Annotated in this window: 12 protein-coding genes; 6 read left to right on the forward strand and 6 right to left on the reverse strand. The window is 52.9% G+C overall.

The window, feature by feature from the left end; translation table 11 throughout:
* The first annotated feature begins 44 nt into the window (after positions 1-44).
* The 3 genes from J2Y43_RS28750 (at position 45) to J2Y43_RS28760 (ending at position 2492) form a co-directional block, all read left to right on the forward strand.
* Positions 45-950: a helix-turn-helix transcriptional regulator gene (locus J2Y43_RS28750; RefSeq protein WP_309990719.1), complete on the forward strand. Its 906-nt coding sequence runs from the start codon at positions 45-47 to the stop codon at positions 948-950.
* A gap of 79 nt (positions 951-1029) precedes the next feature.
* A complete protein-coding gene (locus tag J2Y43_RS28755) occupies positions 1030-1941 on the forward strand; it encodes an oxidoreductase (RefSeq protein WP_309990722.1) in 912 nt (303 codons plus the stop codon).
* An 83-nt stretch (positions 1942-2024) separates the two neighbouring features.
* A complete protein-coding gene (locus tag J2Y43_RS28760) occupies positions 2025-2492 on the forward strand; it encodes a hypothetical protein (protein ID WP_309990725.1) in 468 nt (155 codons plus the stop codon).
* A gap of 59 nt (positions 2493-2551) precedes the next feature.
* Here J2Y43_RS28760 and J2Y43_RS28765 read toward each other — a convergent pair whose 3' ends face one another.
* Positions 2552-2923 (reverse strand): hypothetical protein, encoded by a 372-nt coding sequence (locus J2Y43_RS28765; RefSeq protein ID WP_106596431.1) that lies wholly within the window; start codon positions 2921-2923, stop codon positions 2552-2554.
* Positions 2924-3130: 207 nt separating this feature from the next.
* Between J2Y43_RS28765 and J2Y43_RS28770 the strand changes: the two genes are divergently transcribed.
* The 3 genes from J2Y43_RS28770 (at position 3131) to J2Y43_RS28780 (ending at position 9122) form a co-directional block, all read left to right on the forward strand.
* The gene (locus tag J2Y43_RS28770) at positions 3131-3466 is read left to right on the forward strand and encodes a DUF6660 family protein (protein ID WP_309990730.1); all 336 of its coding nucleotides are present in this window, start codon (positions 3131-3133) and stop codon (positions 3464-3466) included.
* 96 nt (positions 3467-3562) lie between these two features.
* Positions 3563-7948 carry a CusA/CzcA family heavy metal efflux RND transporter gene (locus tag J2Y43_RS28775; RefSeq protein WP_309990733.1) on the forward strand — a complete coding sequence of 1462 codons (4386 nt, stop codon included), beginning with the start codon at positions 3563-3565 and terminating at the stop codon, positions 7946-7948.
* A 13-nt stretch (positions 7949-7961) separates the two neighbouring features.
* Positions 7962-9122, forward strand: coding sequence for an efflux RND transporter periplasmic adaptor subunit (locus tag J2Y43_RS28780; protein WP_309990736.1), 1161 nt, complete (start codon positions 7962-7964; stop codon positions 9120-9122).
* Between the two features lie 51 nt (positions 9123-9173).
* Here the strand turns inward: J2Y43_RS28780 and J2Y43_RS28785 are convergent, their stop codons facing one another.
* The 5 genes from J2Y43_RS28785 to J2Y43_RS28805 all read right to left on the reverse strand — a co-directional run bounded on the left by J2Y43_RS28785 (position 9174) and on the right by J2Y43_RS28805 (position 14443).
* A complete protein-coding gene (locus J2Y43_RS28785; protein WP_309990739.1) occupies positions 9174-9776 on the reverse strand; it encodes a TetR/AcrR family transcriptional regulator in 603 nt (200 codons plus the stop codon).
* A gap of 79 nt (positions 9777-9855) precedes the next feature.
* Complete coding sequence (fahA, locus tag J2Y43_RS28790; RefSeq protein ID WP_309990743.1) at positions 9856-11091, reverse strand: fumarylacetoacetase; 1236 nt, start codon at positions 11089-11091, stop codon at positions 9856-9858.
* A gap of 12 nt (positions 11092-11103) precedes the next feature.
* Positions 11104-11832 (reverse strand): phenylalanine 4-monooxygenase, encoded by a 729-nt coding sequence (gene phhA, locus J2Y43_RS28795; RefSeq protein ID WP_309990746.1) that lies wholly within the window; start codon positions 11830-11832, stop codon positions 11104-11106.
* 12 nt (positions 11833-11844) lie between these two features.
* Entirely contained in the window at positions 11845-12972 is a 1128-nt protein-coding gene (gene hppD, locus J2Y43_RS28800) for a 4-hydroxyphenylpyruvate dioxygenase (RefSeq protein WP_309990749.1), read from the reverse strand.
* Between the two features lie 310 nt (positions 12973-13282).
* Positions 13283-14443 carry a homogentisate 1,2-dioxygenase gene (locus J2Y43_RS28805; protein WP_309990754.1) on the reverse strand — a complete coding sequence of 387 codons (1161 nt, stop codon included), beginning with the start codon at positions 14441-14443 and terminating at the stop codon, positions 13283-13285.
* Positions 14444-14647 lie beyond the last annotated feature (204 nt).

A 14647-nucleotide genomic window follows, 5' to 3' on the forward strand; every position in this document is an offset into this window, starting at 1 on the left:
ATGGGAAGAAGTGTAGTATGATTTGATTTTTGTACCTTTGCCCCATGTCATCATTCCTCGAACTCAAATCATTCTACAAGCATATCAACCGCGCGCCGGAAAGTGGAGAGAGCGGGGTGGGGCATTTTAATATCTTCAAAGTAGAGGAGCTTATCGTTTCCAGGGACAGGCCGGCGACGTATAGCAGAAGGGATTTTTTTAAGGTCAGTCTGGTGAATGGACATAGCAGGATTCATTATGCCGATCAATGCATAGAAGTGACGGGTTCGGCGCTGGTTTTTACGAATCCGATGATTCCCTATCATTGGGAGCGGATCGATGAGCAGCAGAGCGGGTACGTCTGCATTTTTACAGAGGCGTTTTTTAGCCGGTTCGGTAATGTGAAGGATTATCCGGTGTTTCAATCGGCGGATGCCGCAGTGATTAATCTTCGAGGTGAGGATATTTTGTTTTATAATGGACTGTTTGAGAGGATGTTGGCTGAATTGGATGGTGATTATGCTTTCAAATATGATTTCCTGAGGACAATGCTGATGGAATTGATACACAGCGCCCAGAAGATGGCTCCCGCCGTAGGCCAGCGGCTAAGCGGATCGAATGCGGCCGAACGTATCACTGCCTTGTTTGCCGAGCTGCTGGAAAGACAATTCCCGATCGAATTGAGCAATCAGGTGATCCGGTTCAATGCTCCTTCGGCATTTGCACGGCAGCTGAATATTCATGTTAATCACCTGAACAAAGCATTAAAAGAAACCACAGGGCAGACTACTTCACAGCTCATCAGTGAGCGCATTGCCCAGGAGGCGCGGATACTCCTGAAAAGTACCAACTGGACGATCAACGAAATCGCCTGGAGGCTTGGCTTCGAGGAGCCGAACCACTTTTCCAGCTTTTTCAAGAATGCGGCCGGCATGACGCCCCGGCAATTTCGCCAGGCTGCGGCGGATTGATTTTTGTAGTTTTTGACTTCGAATTGGTAGCTGTCGCCGGCAGCTTTTCCGGAATTTTGTCCCATTAATCATTCGTATTATGTGGACAAAAAAGAACATTGGCGATCAGACCGGCAAGACGGTGATCGTGACCGGGGCAAACACCGGAATAGGGTATGAAACGGCATTAGCACTTTTCGAAGCCGGGGCGCATGTGGTGCTCGCGTGCAGGAGCGAGCACAATGCGCAGGAGGCAGAGATGCGCTTGCGTGCGCAAGGCGGGAAAGGAAGTCTTGAAATCGCGGTTCTGAACCTGGCTAACCTCGATGCTGTGCGCGAATTCGCCGGCGTATTTATCCAAAAACATAGTCGACTCGATATCCTGATCAACAATGCGGGGGTGATGACGCCGCCCGCTTCCAAAACCGACGATGGTTTCGAATTGCAATTCGGGGTGAATTTCCTGGGACATTATGCATTGACGGGCCATTTATACCCGCTGCTGAATGCTACCCGCGGTTCGCGCATTGTCACTGTAAGTAGCATGGCCTACTTGCGGGGAACGATCGATTTCAATAACCTGCGATCGGAGCATTCCTACGACGCATTTCGTGAATATTGCCAGAGCAAGCTCGCGAATATCCTGTTTGCGGTAGAGTTGCAGCGCCGCATAGAGGCGACGGGTGACCAGGTGGCATCAGTTGCTGCGCAGCCGGGCGCCAACAAGACGGACCTTTCTCGCTTTATGAGTGAGAGCGAATACAATGCGGCGATCGACCGTATCGGCGAGCTGATGGATCCGTGGCAGGGCGCATTGCCGTCGTTGTACGCGGCCGTAGCTGATGATGTTAATGGAGGTGATTTTTATAGTCCGGATGAGCCGGGTGGGTACCGGGGGTATCCGGCCAAACTAGCCATTGAACCGCACGCCTTGGATAAGGCCGTGGCAGAGCGTTTATGGCAATGGGCCGAGGAAGCTACAAAAGTCGTTTATCCGGCTCGCAATCAGTGAATGTTATGAAAATAGCGGGTTTTTATGGATTTTGGGCGGTTCATTAGTATTTACATGAAGAACCCTTAACATTTTAACCAGTTATGAAAAGACATTACACCGCATTGCTGCTTGCCGCTTCGATGCTGGCAGCCTGTGGAAGCCAGGAAGCACCAAAAGACGCAAAAGAAACTCCCAACGAACTCGAAGGCACCTGGAAACTGCTGAGCGGCACATTGATCGAGAAGGGCGACACGACGGTAACGGATTACACGCAGAAGGTTTCCTTCATTAAAGTTATCAACGGCAGCCACTTTGCTTTTTTGCAGCACGATCTGAACAAAGGCAAGGATTCCACTGCAAGCTTTTCGGCCGGTGGCGGCGCTTACACTTTGAAAGACAGCGCCTACACCGAAAAACTGGAATATTGCACCGCGCGTGACTGGGAAGGAAATGAGTTCCACTTCACGATTTCGATTCAAAACGATACGCTGGTGCAGCGCGGCGTCGAGAAGGTGGAATCGGCAGGTGTGGAGCGACTGAATATCGAGAAGTACGTGCGGGTGAAGTAATATCAAACAAAAAGCCGGAAGCAGCGCTGCTCCCGGCTTTTTGTTGATTTGCAGATCCCTCATTTCGCGGGCTCTTTGGTAGCCGTGATTGGGAATTCGCCGTCTTGTGAAACGATTGTGCCGCTCAGTTTTTCGCCGTCCTGCGTCATGGTTACAGTAAGGATGCCGCCCTGGAAGTCGAGTTTGAAGGTCACTTTGCCCTGGTCGACGGTTAGTTCCTTCATTTCCATACGTTCCTGCTGGCCGAGGTAGCCGGTGGTTTTGTCGTCCTTTTGTTCGAACGTCATGAAGCCGGTTTCGTACTCGGGTGGCACGTTGGAAACCGTATATTTCCATGTTCCGATAAGATCGTTGGCTGTTTTGAGGTTTTTGGCGGTTACGGCGAAGATTGTAACGGCCAGGATCATGGTTAGCAAATACTTTACTTTCATTGTGTTGATGGTTTTTGCGATTGGTTATTAAATGGAATAGCGTCAAATTTAGAAAAAAGCAGATAGGTTGTGATCCCGGCAATGTTATATTTTCAGTAACTAAATTACCATCGGTGTTAACGGCTGATTAACGGTAATGCATGACTTACTTGCCGCGAATTTGTTTTTGCCTACCTGTTGCATGCGCATTTCCCCTACTTTTGAGGCATGAAGGTCATCGTTGCATATCTGTTGGCGTTTTGCGTGCTCGCGCTCTCCTGCATTCCCTGCCAGGACGAGGCCCTGCCGTTGTCCGATAGCAGCGGTGCGAAAACCTCAGTGATCGTTGCGGCTGCCGGAGGCGCTCACCAGGAAGCAGTTGACCTGTGTTCGCCCTTTTGCATATGTGCGTGCTGCGCGAGTGTGACCATCAGTGCAACCGTCGCATCCCTGCCCGAAAATGCTGTTTCTCAGCTGATACCGCCGGCAGGTTTCTCCTACCTCCAAATTCTGTACGCCGGCGACATGGCCGGGATCTGGCAACCGCCGCAGGAAAGGGTATAATCCGCGCCCTAATGGGGCATTTATCGGACAAGTCGTTCGCCTGTTGCATTCGAGCATCCGGCGTGACGCGGTATATCCATTCTTTTTAAATCAGAAATGTTAGATAAAATCATTCATTTTTCGATCCACAATAAGCTGGTGGTCGGAATATTCACGCTTGCCCTGGTGGCCTGGGGAGCTTATTCGCTCACCCGGCTGCCGATCGATGCTGTGCCCGATATTACGAATAATCAGGTGCAGATCATCACCACAAGCCCGTCGCTGGCCGCTCAGGAAGTTGAGCGGCTGGTTACTTTTCCCGTCGAGACGGTGATGGCGACCATCCCCCACACCGAGGAAATCCGCTCGATTTCGCGTTTCGGATTGTCGGTGGTAACCATTGTTTTTGAAGACGACGTCGACGTCTACTGGGCACGTGCGCAGGTGTCGGAGCGGCTGCACAGTGCCGTGGAACAGATCCCGCCAGGTTCGGGAATGCCCAGCCTGGCGCCGGTTACCACGGGTTTGGGGGAAATCTACCAATATGTTTTGCATACCAAGCCGGGTTTTGAAAACAAATACTCGCCTATGGAGCTGCGTACCATTCAGGACTGGATTGTGCGCAGGCAATTGCTGGGAACGTCCGGAGTGGCGGATGTGAGCAGTTTTGGCGGTTTTTTGAAACAATATGAAATAGCTATCGACCCGCTGAGGATCCGGAGCGCGGGCATTTCCATTGCACGCATTTTCGAAGCATTGGAACAGAATAACCAGAATACCGGCGGAGCTTATATCGATAAGAAACCCAATGCCTATTTCATCCGAAGCGAAGGGTTGATAGGCTCACTGGATGACATTCGTAAAATCCAGGTGGGTGAAACGGAGACCGGCCTGCCGGTGCTCATCCGCGACATTGCCGAAGTAGGTTTCGGCAGCGCCGTGCGGTATGGTGCCATGACCCGCAACGACGAGGGAGAAGTGGTAGGAGGGCTGGTGTTGATGCTGAAAGGCGCTAACTCGTCGGAGGTAATCGGTAATGTGAAAGAGCGCATTGCACAGATCCGCAAGAGCCTGCCCGAGGGGGTGGTGATTGAGCCGTTTTTAGATCGTACCAAGCTGGTCAACAATGCGATAGGTACTGTTTCCAAAAACCTGGTCGAAGGCGCGCTGATCGTCATTTTTGTGCTGATCCTCCTGCTCGGGAATATGCGGGCAGGGCTGGTGGTGGCCTCGGTCATTCCGCTGGCAATGCTTTTCGCGGTCAGTATGATGAACCTCTTCGGCGTTTCAGGGAACCTGATGAGCCTTGGAGCGATCGATTTCGGGCTGATCGTCGATGGTGCGGTCATTATCGTAGAGGCCACCTTACACCATATTGTTTCCAAACGTTACACGCATCGCCTCACGCAGGACGAAATGGACCGGGAAGTGTACGAATCGGCTTCCAAAATCCGGAATTCGGCTGCATTCGGCGAGATCATCATCCTGATCGTCTACCTGCCGATATTGGCGCTCGTGGGGATAGAAGGCAAGATGTTCAGACCGATGGCGCAGACGGTCAGTTTCGCAATCCTGGGCGCATTTATCCTGTCACTCACCTATGTTCCTATGATGTCGGCCCTGTTTTTGAGCAAGAAAAATGAATACAAGCCGGGCATATCCGATCGGATCGTCGGCTTTTTCCGCCGCATTTACCTGCCGGCGCTGGATTTTTCACTACGGAAAAAATGGGTGGTTTCGTTGGTAGCAGTCTTGCTGCTTGGCGGAAGCTTCCGGGTCTTTTCCCGGATGGGGGGCGAGTTTATCCCGCAGCTGGATGAAGGAGATTTCGCGGTTGAAATGCGCGTGCTTACCGGCAGCTCGCTTTCCGAAACGATCGACGCTACACGCAAGGCTGCAGCAGTGCTGCAAAAAAACTTTCCCGACGAGGTTTTGGAAGTAGTCGGTAAAATCGGGTCGGGCGAGATTCCCACCGACCCAATGCCCGTAGAAGCCGGCGATATGATGGTGATTCTGAAAGAAAAGTCGCTTTGGAAAAAGGCTGAAAACAGAGAGGAGCTGGCAGAGAAAATGCAGGCGGTACTCACGGAATCCATTGCGGGGGTCACATTTGGTTTCCAGCAGCCCATCCAAATGCGTTTCAATGAGCTGATGACCGGCGTAAAGCAGGACGTGGCAGTCAAAATCTTCGGGGAAGACCTCGACGAGCTTGCACGCCAGGCCGCACGCATAGGTAAGCTTGCGGGCACGGTGCGGGGAGCAGAAGATGTTTATGTAGAGTCTGTTACGGGTTTGCCGCAGATCGTGGTCCGCTTCGACCGAGATAAACTGGCGCAGTTTCAAATTCCGATCGCCGACGCAAACCGCACGCTCAATACCGCATTTGCCGGGGCTGGCGCGGGGCTGGTTTACGAAGGCGAGAAACGCTTCGACCTCGTGGTGCGCCTGCAAAAGGCCGATCGCCGGAGCATTGACGACGTTCGCGGGCTTTTCGTTACCAATGCGGAGGGCCAGCAAGTGCCCCTTGGGCAGATTGCTACCATCGAAATGCTGGCCGGTGCGAACCAGATCCAGCGTGAGGATGCCAAACGCCGCATTACCGTCGCATTCAATGTGCGGGGTCGGGATGTGGAAAGTATTGTAAATGAGCTGAGTGGGCGTATAGATCGGGAGATCAAATTGCCGCCGGGGTATTTTGTGACCTATGGCGGGCAGTTCCAGAATTTGCAGGAAGCCAACAGCCGTCTGGGCATAGCGGTGCCGGTGGCATTGCTGCTGATTTTCGTATTACTCTATTTTACATTCCATTCATTGCGGCAGAGCTTACTGGTGCTCACGGCCATTCCGTTTTCGGCGGTTGGCGGCGTGTTGGCGCTCTGGGTGCGTGATATGCCATTCAGTATTTCGGCCGGGATCGGGTTTATCGCATTGTTCGGGGTGGCGGTGCTGAACGGCATCGTGCTGATTGCGGAGTTTAACCTGCTCCGGAAATCGGGCGAGACGGATTTGCGCAAAGTAATTTTCGAGGGGACCGATACGCGCCTGCGACCGGTATTGATGACGGCGCTTGTGGCATCGCTCGGGTTTTTGCCGATGGCGCTGTCGTCGAGCGCGGGAGCGGAGGTGCAGCGGCCGCTTGCAACCGTGGTGATCGGCGGGCTGGTGTCGGCAACCTTGCTTACGCTGCTGGTCCTGCCGGTTTGGTATGGGATCGTCGAAAGGCGCTGGGGATCAGGGCGCGGCGGTAAAATGGCCGTAGCGGCTGCTGCTGTTATGTTGGTGATGCTGTTGCCCAATCGGGCCAGTGCCCAGCAGGCATTGCCGACCCGGAAAATCACGCTTCGCCAGGCTGTGGACGAGGCATTGGAGCGGAATCCGCTGATTAAAAGTGATTTGTATCGCATAGGCTATCAGCAGGCGTTAATGAAAACCGCCGGCGATCCGGGTAAAACGGATTTGGCCTGGATGGGCGGGCAGTACAATAGCGTCAAGTTTGATAACCATTTTCTTTTATCCCAAAACCTACCAAACCCTGTGGCCGTTGGAAAGCGCAGATCGCTGCTGTCCGAGGAAGTGAACGGGGCGAAGGCAGCGCTGGAAATGACCAAAGCGGAACTGGTGAAGGAGGTGAAAACCAATTATCAGCAACAGGTTTTGCTCAAATCCCGCCAAAAACTACTGAATGCCGAGCTCCTTCGGGCGGAGCGTTTTGTAAAAGCGGCCGAAATGCGTTTCAAAACCGGGGAAACCAACCAGCTGGAATATGTTACAGCGCAAAGCCAGCTGGGAGACGTTCGCGCGCAACGGATACAGAATGAGGGCGACCTGCACAATTTGCAACGGGCATTGCAGGCTTTGGTGAACGGCAATGCACTTGCAGAAGCCGAAACCGACTCGCTTACACGCAGGGGCCTGGCCATACCTGCGCCCGACACGGCCGCATTGAGCGCGAATCCGTACCTGCGCTACCTCGTGCAGCAGGCGGCAATCAGGAACAGGCAAACCGCCGTGCAAAAAGCGGCGATGTTGCCCGAGTTTAATGTCGGATATTTTAATCAGTCGCTCACGGGCTTTCAGAATACGGGCAGCGGAGAAATATTCTACGGCTCGGGCAAGCGCTTCCAGGGGGTGCAGATAGGCGTGCAGCTTCCAATTTTCAATGGAGCTTCCAAAGCGAGGGTCAAAGCTTCACAAATAGGAGAGCAGGTGGCTAGAAACGAAGTCGAAACGGCGCGTTTGAGACTGGGAAGCGACCTGGAACAGGCCATCCGAAGTCTGGAAACAGCCCGGCAAAACCTCGATCTGTACGAAACGAGTACGCTCGTGCTGGCGGGTACCATTCAAAGCAATGCGACCAAAGCCTACGAATCGGGCGAGATCGGATACATCGAATACGGGCAGGCGTGGAACCGCGCATTGAGCATCCGCCTCAACTGGCTCGATTTACTGAGTGTTTATAATCAGTCGGTTATCCAAATAGAATACCTTTTAAATGAGCAGTAATCTGAATATATCGATGAAAAATATAGCATTAGGCCTGGTACTTTTCCTGGCAATAGCCTCCTGCAAGCCGGAGACCGAAAAAGAAGCCGCCGAGGCCGGGGCGGAGCACGCAGCGGAGGAGTCGAATCATGTAGTACTCACAGCCGCGCAATACGAAACTGCCGGCGTTGAAACGGGCGGGTTTTCTGTCCGGAAACTGAGCGGGACGGTAGCAGCGAACGGGGTGATCGATATTCCTCCGCAGAACCTGGTGAGCATTTCGGCACCGCTAGGCGGGTTTGTGCGTAAATCGGAGCTTTTGCAGGGGATGAAGGTACAAAAAGGGGAAGTGTTAGCAGTGATCGAAAACCCCGATTTTATTCCCATTCAGCAGGATTACCTCGAAACACGCAGCAAACTGGAATTTGCCGAGCAGGAGTACCAGCGGCAGAACGACCTCAGCAAGGAGAATGTGAATGCGCAAAAGGCATTGCAGCAGTCGGCTTCGGAATTGAAAGTGTTGCGGGCGAGGCTGGCAGGTTTGAAGGAGCGTGTCCGAACGGCGGGTGTGGACCTGGCCGGGTTGGAAAAGGGGAATATTACGAGTGTTGCTTCCATCCGGTCGCCCATTGCGGGTTCGGTGACGGTCGTGAATGTGAACCTGGGCAAATATGTGAACCCGACGGATGTGATGTTCGAGATTGTAGATACCGATCACTTGCATGTGGAACTGTCTGTTTTTGAGCAGGATATTCCAAAAGTGAAGCTGGGGCAACTGGTGCGGTTCCGCGTGAGCAATAATCCGGGACAGGAAGATCTGGCCAAAGTTTACCTGATCAATCAGAAAATTAATGATGACCGCACCGTGCGGGTGCACTGCCATCTTGAAAAAGAGGACAATGCTTTGCTACCGCAGAATTTCGTCAAAGCGATCATCGAAACGGGTGCCAACCCGGTGAATGCGCTACCGGACGAAGCCGTGGTCGATTTTGAGGGGAAATCTTATGTTTTTGTAAAAGACCCCAAAGGCGAAAGGAGTTTCGATATGGTGGAGGTTACCAGGGGTATCTCCGAGAATGGTTTTACAGAAGTAAAAATGCCGGCTGGCGCAGGTGAAATCCCTCAGTTCGTGTTGAAGGGTGCTTATACATTGCTCTCGAAGCTGAAAAACTCGGAGGAAGAAGAAGGGCATTAAATTGTTAATCAATCGTAGCCGCGCCAGCGCAGTTGCGCGGCTACGATTGATTTATGCTTTGATGACTCTTACGAGCGCTTGTACCGTTGCCAGCACATGGTCCATGTTGCCATAGTCATTGGTGACTTTTGAAAGCATCACTCCGCCTTCGATCAATGCGATAATGGAAACGGCCATTTGCTCGGCATTGACGCCCTGACGGAATTCGCCGGCTTCGGTCCCTTTTTCGATCATGGCAACAATGTTCTTTTTCCAACTGAACAGTGCCTTGGCCGCACTCAGCCGCAATGGGACATTGGTATCGTCCGCTTCCACTGCGGTGTTCAGGATCGGGCAGCCGCCGCGATCACCTACGTTAGCGATCACATCCCTGTACACGCGGCCGTACACCATCAGTTTTTCAAAATAAGTCTCCGCTTTTTCCAACTGGGCCTGTACGGTGTTGAATACCAGCGAGCGGTTATATTCAAATACGGCCAGCGCTACTTCCTCTTTATTTTCGAAATTTCCGTAAATGCTGCCCTTTGTCAGGCCGGTCGCTTCGGTAATATCCGACATGGAGGTGCCCGCATAGCCTTTCCGGTTGAAAATCTCGGCGGTTTTCTCAATGATGAAATTCCGGGTGCGCTCGGCCTTGGTTGTTCCTACGTTCATATAACAAATATACCAATTGGTATTTATTTTTACAAATGGGCGGGATAGGGATTTTACCTTAGAAACCAATCGGTAAAAGCTAGTGGAGTGCAGGGAGCACTCTTCCCCTTAATTCCCCGAATCCGACCCGGATGCCGTCCTTCTGTCCAAAACCGCGCATGATCACCTCGTCCTGATCTTCCAGGAAGCGCCTTTCGGTGCCCTCATGGAGTTTTACAGGTTGTGTACCGTTAATGGTGGCTTCCAGCAAGCAGCCTTTTTGCAAAATGCCGTTGCCACTGATGGTCCCCGTAGCGAGCAGATCCCCCGTTTGCAGGTTACAACCCGTGATCGTGTGATGAGCGATTTGCTGCGCGGCAGTCCAGTAAATGCCGCTGGAATTGGTTTGGCACACCAAAAATTCCTCCGAACTGGCCGGGTTAATACTGACGGACAAAGAAAGATCGAAGTTCTGACGAGGATGATGGGTGAGGTAGGGAAATGGCTCGGGCTGCTGTGCTGGTGCGGGTGTGCGGAAATGCTGTAATGCTTCCCACGTCACGACCCACGGGGAGACACCGGTAGCGAAATTCTTGCTCGTGAATGGCCCCAGCGGCTGGTACTCCCATCGTTGAATGTCGCGCGCCGACCAGTCGTTCAAAAGCAGCATGCCGAAAATGTAGCCTTCTGCCTCGTCGGCGGGAATAGGCTGGCCGATCATCGAGTCTTTACCGATCACAAACGCCAGTTCGAGCTCGTAATCCAATGCATTGGTCGGCCTGAATGCCGGCGTGCCGTTTGACTGGCCGGTTTGTCCCCGGGGCCTTGGTACCGGCGTGCCTGAAACCACGATGGAGGATGCGCGACCATGGTAAGCGACGGGCAGGTGCTTCCAGTTGGGAAACAGCGGATTGTCGGGCCGGAAGAGCTGCCCGACGCTGAACGCATGCTCCTCGCTCGAATAGAAATCAGTATAGTTGCCGACTTTGAGCGGCATATGCATCCGGACTTTTTTTTGCGGGATCAGCAGGTGATCGGCAAACTGTTTCAGGTCCGACTGGTGATCACATAATGCAGTTTGAACAATTTTACGCACATATTCCGAAAAGCCGCGACCGAGCGCCATCACGTCATTGAGCGCAGGCTTTCGAAAAGCGCTTCCGGCCTCCGGATATTGCGGGAACATATTCAATGCGTAGGCTGCGGCGAGGTCCACGACCCAATTGCCGATGGCCAGTCCCGCACGGGCCGGGCGCTCGTCGCTGAATATGCCGAAGGGCAGATTATGGATCGAAAAGTCGGAATCGGGTGGTACGGGAAGCCAGGATTTTAGCATTGCGTGGGAGATTTAGGCTTGTTGTGCCAGATAGGCTTCCAATAATGGCTCGATGCCCGTTACCGACTCATAAAGCTGGTCGTAGGACTGGATCACGAAATAGTGGTCCTGGTAGCGGTCGATGCGGTAGGGCGTGTCGAGCACGAGGGCGAGGTCGAAATCGATTTTCGGCACATCGTGACTCAGGCAATAACGGCTTTCGCCTGAGGAGGAAATGATACCTCCGCCGTAGATTTTTAACTCGCCATTTTCGCGGATCAGCCCGAATTCGACAGTGTACCAATACAACCTCGAAATGCGCTGAAGAATTTCTTCCTGGTCAATATGCTTCAATGCAACCTCGCTCAAATGCGCCATGAAGTCGCAAAATGCCTGGTTGCTCAGCAACGGTACATGTCCGAAAGTGTCATGGAACATATCGGGTTCTTCGAGGTAATCGATCTGCTCCGGTTTTCGCAGCCAGCTCGTCGCGGGGAACTGCCGGTTGTATAAATGCGTGTAAAACTCACGGTGGGGGATAAGCCCGGGTACCACGTACACTTCCCAGCCCGTCAATGCACGCAGCGCCGGATTGGTTTCATGTTCAAAATGCGGGATATGATCGGCCACAAACCGTACCTTGTCGACCCCGTCGAGGTAAGCCCGGCTGGCAATGTGCGGAAGCTGCTTCATTTGCCGTTCGAAAAGCTGTCTCCACATCCGGTGGTCAGCTTCGGTGTATTGTTCATAATCCTGGTTCATGGGAGGTTTGCATTAAAGTGTGCCTCTAAGCATCTGCTCGCGCTCGATCGCCTCGAACAATGCCTTAAAATTGCCTTTTCCGAACGATTGTGCCCCTTTTCTTTGGATAATCTCAAAAAACAGGGTAGGCCGCGGCATGACCGGCTTGGTGAAAATCTGCAAGAGGTAGCCCTCGTCGTCCCGGTCGACGAGGATGCCGAGCTCGCGGAGACTGGCAATGTCTTCGTCGATATGCCCTACGCGGCTGATCAAATCGTCATAATAGGCGGTAGGCACACGCAGGAACTCTACGCCGCGGTCGCGCAATGCGCGCACGGTGTCGACAATGTGGTCGGTGGCTACGGCAATGTGTTGCACGCCGGGGCCGCCGTAAAAGTCGAGGTACTCTTCCACCTGCGATTTCTTTTTACCCTCGGCCGGCTCGTTGATCGGAAATTTGATGCGTCCGTTGCCATTGCTCATGACTTTGCTCATCAGCGCCGAATATTCAGTCGAAATGTCCTTGTCGTCGAAGGAGACCATCATTTTGAACCCCATCACCTCCTCATAAAACTTCACCCACCGGTTCATTTCGTTCCAGCCCACATTCCCGACCATGTGATCGATATACCGCAGCCCGACGGGCTCCGGCGAGTGTTCGGGTTGCCAGGCCACGAATCCGGGGAGGAAAATGCCCTCGTAATGCTTCCTTTCCACGAAAATGTGTACGGTATCACCATAAGTGCAGATGCCCGATCTGACCGTTTCGCCATGATGGTCTTTCTCCGTTACCGGTTCGAGAAACGGTCGCGCGCCCCGGCTGACGGTCTCCCGGTAAGCGGCTTTGGCATCATCTACCCACAATGCAATGGCTTTTACGCCATCGCCATGGCGGTCGATATGCGCGCCGATAGCCGTGCCGCCGTGCAAGGGTGAGGTAAAAACAAGCCGGATTTTGTCCTGCACCACCACGTATGATTCGCGGTCGGTAAGCCCGGTTTCAAGCCCGGCCATGGCGAGCGGCTGAAACCCGAATGCATTCCGGAAATAATGTGCCGATTGCAGCGCATTGCCTACGTAGAGTTCTACATAGTCGGTACCGTTAATCGGCAGGAAATCGGTCGATGCAGGCGGGGCGATTGGTGCTGTTAGGGTGGACATGGTACTGTGTTTAAGTTTGTTGTCAGGTGTGGTCAAGTGTTGTCAGGTGTGGTCAGGTGTAGTCATGTGTGGTCAGGTGTAGTCGGGTATTGTCAGGGTAGTCAGGTGTTGTCGAGCCTTGTCAGATTGGTCATTTGCGTCTGGGACCAAGTGGTTGGGTAACTGTCATTAAATTGGGAATTGTCATGGAGTCAATTGTTGCCGTAGGGTCAATGCTGCTATTCTGATAATACTTGACTATATCTGACTACTCCTAACTATACTTGACAACGCTTGACTACTCCTGACCATTCGTGAAAAAGTCGTTACGTTACGATCCGGCCCAACTGGCAAAGTACCGCCCGTCGTCTATCGCCATCGCCTGTTCGGTCAGCATCAGGGGCCGAAAGGTATCAACCATCACGGCCAGCTCCTGGGTCTCTTTTTTGCCGATGCTCCGCTCGTATGCGCCTGGGTGCGGGCCATGCGGGATGCCGCCCGGGTGCAGGGTAATATGCCCCTGCGCGATGTCGTTGCGGCTCATGAAGTCGCCGTCGACGTAATACAGCACCTCGTCGGAGTCGATATTGCTGTGGTTGTAGGGCGCCGGGATTGCCAACGGGTGGTAGTCGTACAGCCTGGGGCAAAACGAACAGACGACGAATGCGTCGGTCTGGAATGTCTGGTGCACCGGCGGCGGCTGGTGAATGCGACCGGTAATGGGCTCGAAATTGTGAATCGAAAACGCCCAGGGATAATTGTACCCATCCCAGCCAATGACATCGAACGGATGGGTTTCGTAGGTTACAGGGTGGATATGGCTCTGCTTTTTGATCTTAACCAGAAAATCACCGTGCTCATCGTGAGTCTCCAAATCCCGCGGAAGAATGTAGTCGCGCTCGCAGAACGGCGAATGCTCGGTGAGCTGCCCGAAATGGTTGCGGTACCGCTTAGGCGTGTAAATCGGTGTATGCGATTCGAGGTAGAGCAGGCGGTTGTCGGGCCCGTCGAATTCGATCTGGTAAATAGTGCCCCTGGGAATCAATACATAATCACCATAGGTAAATGGCACCTGTCCGAAAGGCGTTCGCAGCTTGCCGGAGCCCCGGTGCACGAAAAGCAGCTCGTCGGCGTCGGCATTCTTGTAAAAGTAGGGCATAAGCGCCCCGGTAGGAGCAGCCAGGCCCAGAATGAGGTCGCGGTTCACGAGCAGGGGCGTGCGGCTGTCGAGATAGTCGGCAGCGGGTTTTACGTCGAAGCCGATCAGCTTTCGCATGGTCATATTGTTGGCTACCGCAATGCGCGGCGCCACGTCATAAGGCTCACCGAGCGATTTCACTTGCGTGGGCCGCCAGGTGTGATAGAGGAGGGAAGACATGCCTTCGAAACCGATGGTCCCGAAGAGTTCTTCATAGTAAAGCCCGCCGTCGGTTTTGCGAAACTGCGTGTGCCGTTTGGGCGGGATGGTTCCTAGTTGTTGATAGATCGGCATGTGCTTCGCGATTGTAAGTTAGCCAATAGTTGTTTATGCAATTATAGGAAAAACAAATCAAAATTTAAATAATTTTTTGTATTATTTTAAAATAGCAAAAAGTGCTCCCGGTTAATAAGTTCTATGGCGTGTACTTATTTGTTCTATAAAATATTAAGAATAAATTTGAATGCATTTCAGCCCTCAAACGGACTGAAAACGACT

The sequence above is a fragment of the Dyadobacter sp. BE31 genome (assembly GCF_031457695.1).
GTDB lineage: Bacteria > Bacteroidota > Bacteroidia > Cytophagales > Spirosomataceae > Dyadobacter.

Coding starts and splice junctions, on each gene's coding strand:
- phhA (WP_309990746.1), bottom strand. CDS start 11,832: ATGAACCAGGATTATGAACAATACACCGAAGCTGACCACCGGATGTGG.
- J2Y43_RS28755 (WP_309990722.1), top strand. CDS start 1,030: ATGTGGACAAAAAAGAACATTGGCGATCAGACCGGCAAGACGGTGATC.
- J2Y43_RS28805 (WP_309990754.1), bottom strand. CDS start 14,443: ATGCCGATCTATCAACAACTAGGAACCATCCCGCCCAAACGGCACACG.
- J2Y43_RS28770 (WP_309990730.1), top strand. CDS start 3,131: ATGAAGGTCATCGTTGCATATCTGTTGGCGTTTTGCGTGCTCGCGCTC.
- J2Y43_RS28780 (WP_309990736.1), top strand. CDS start 7,962: ATGAAAAATATAGCATTAGGCCTGGTACTTTTCCTGGCAATAGCCTCC.
- J2Y43_RS28765 (WP_106596431.1), bottom strand. CDS start 2,923: ATGAAAGTAAAGTATTTGCTAACCATGATCCTGGCCGTTACAATCTTC.
- J2Y43_RS28760 (WP_309990725.1), top strand. CDS start 2,025: ATGAAAAGACATTACACCGCATTGCTGCTTGCCGCTTCGATGCTGGCA.
- fahA (WP_309990743.1), bottom strand. CDS start 11,091: ATGCTAAAATCCTGGCTTCCCGTACCACCCGATTCCGACTTTTCGATC.
- J2Y43_RS28775 (WP_309990733.1), top strand. CDS start 3,563: ATGTTAGATAAAATCATTCATTTTTCGATCCACAATAAGCTGGTGGTC.
- hppD (WP_309990749.1), bottom strand. CDS start 12,972: ATGTCCACCCTAACAGCACCAATCGCCCCGCCTGCATCGACCGATTTC.
- J2Y43_RS28750 (WP_309990719.1), top strand. CDS start 45: ATGTCATCATTCCTCGAACTCAAATCATTCTACAAGCATATCAACCGC.
- J2Y43_RS28785 (WP_309990739.1), bottom strand. CDS start 9,776: ATGAACGTAGGAACAACCAAGGCCGAGCGCACCCGGAATTTCATCATT.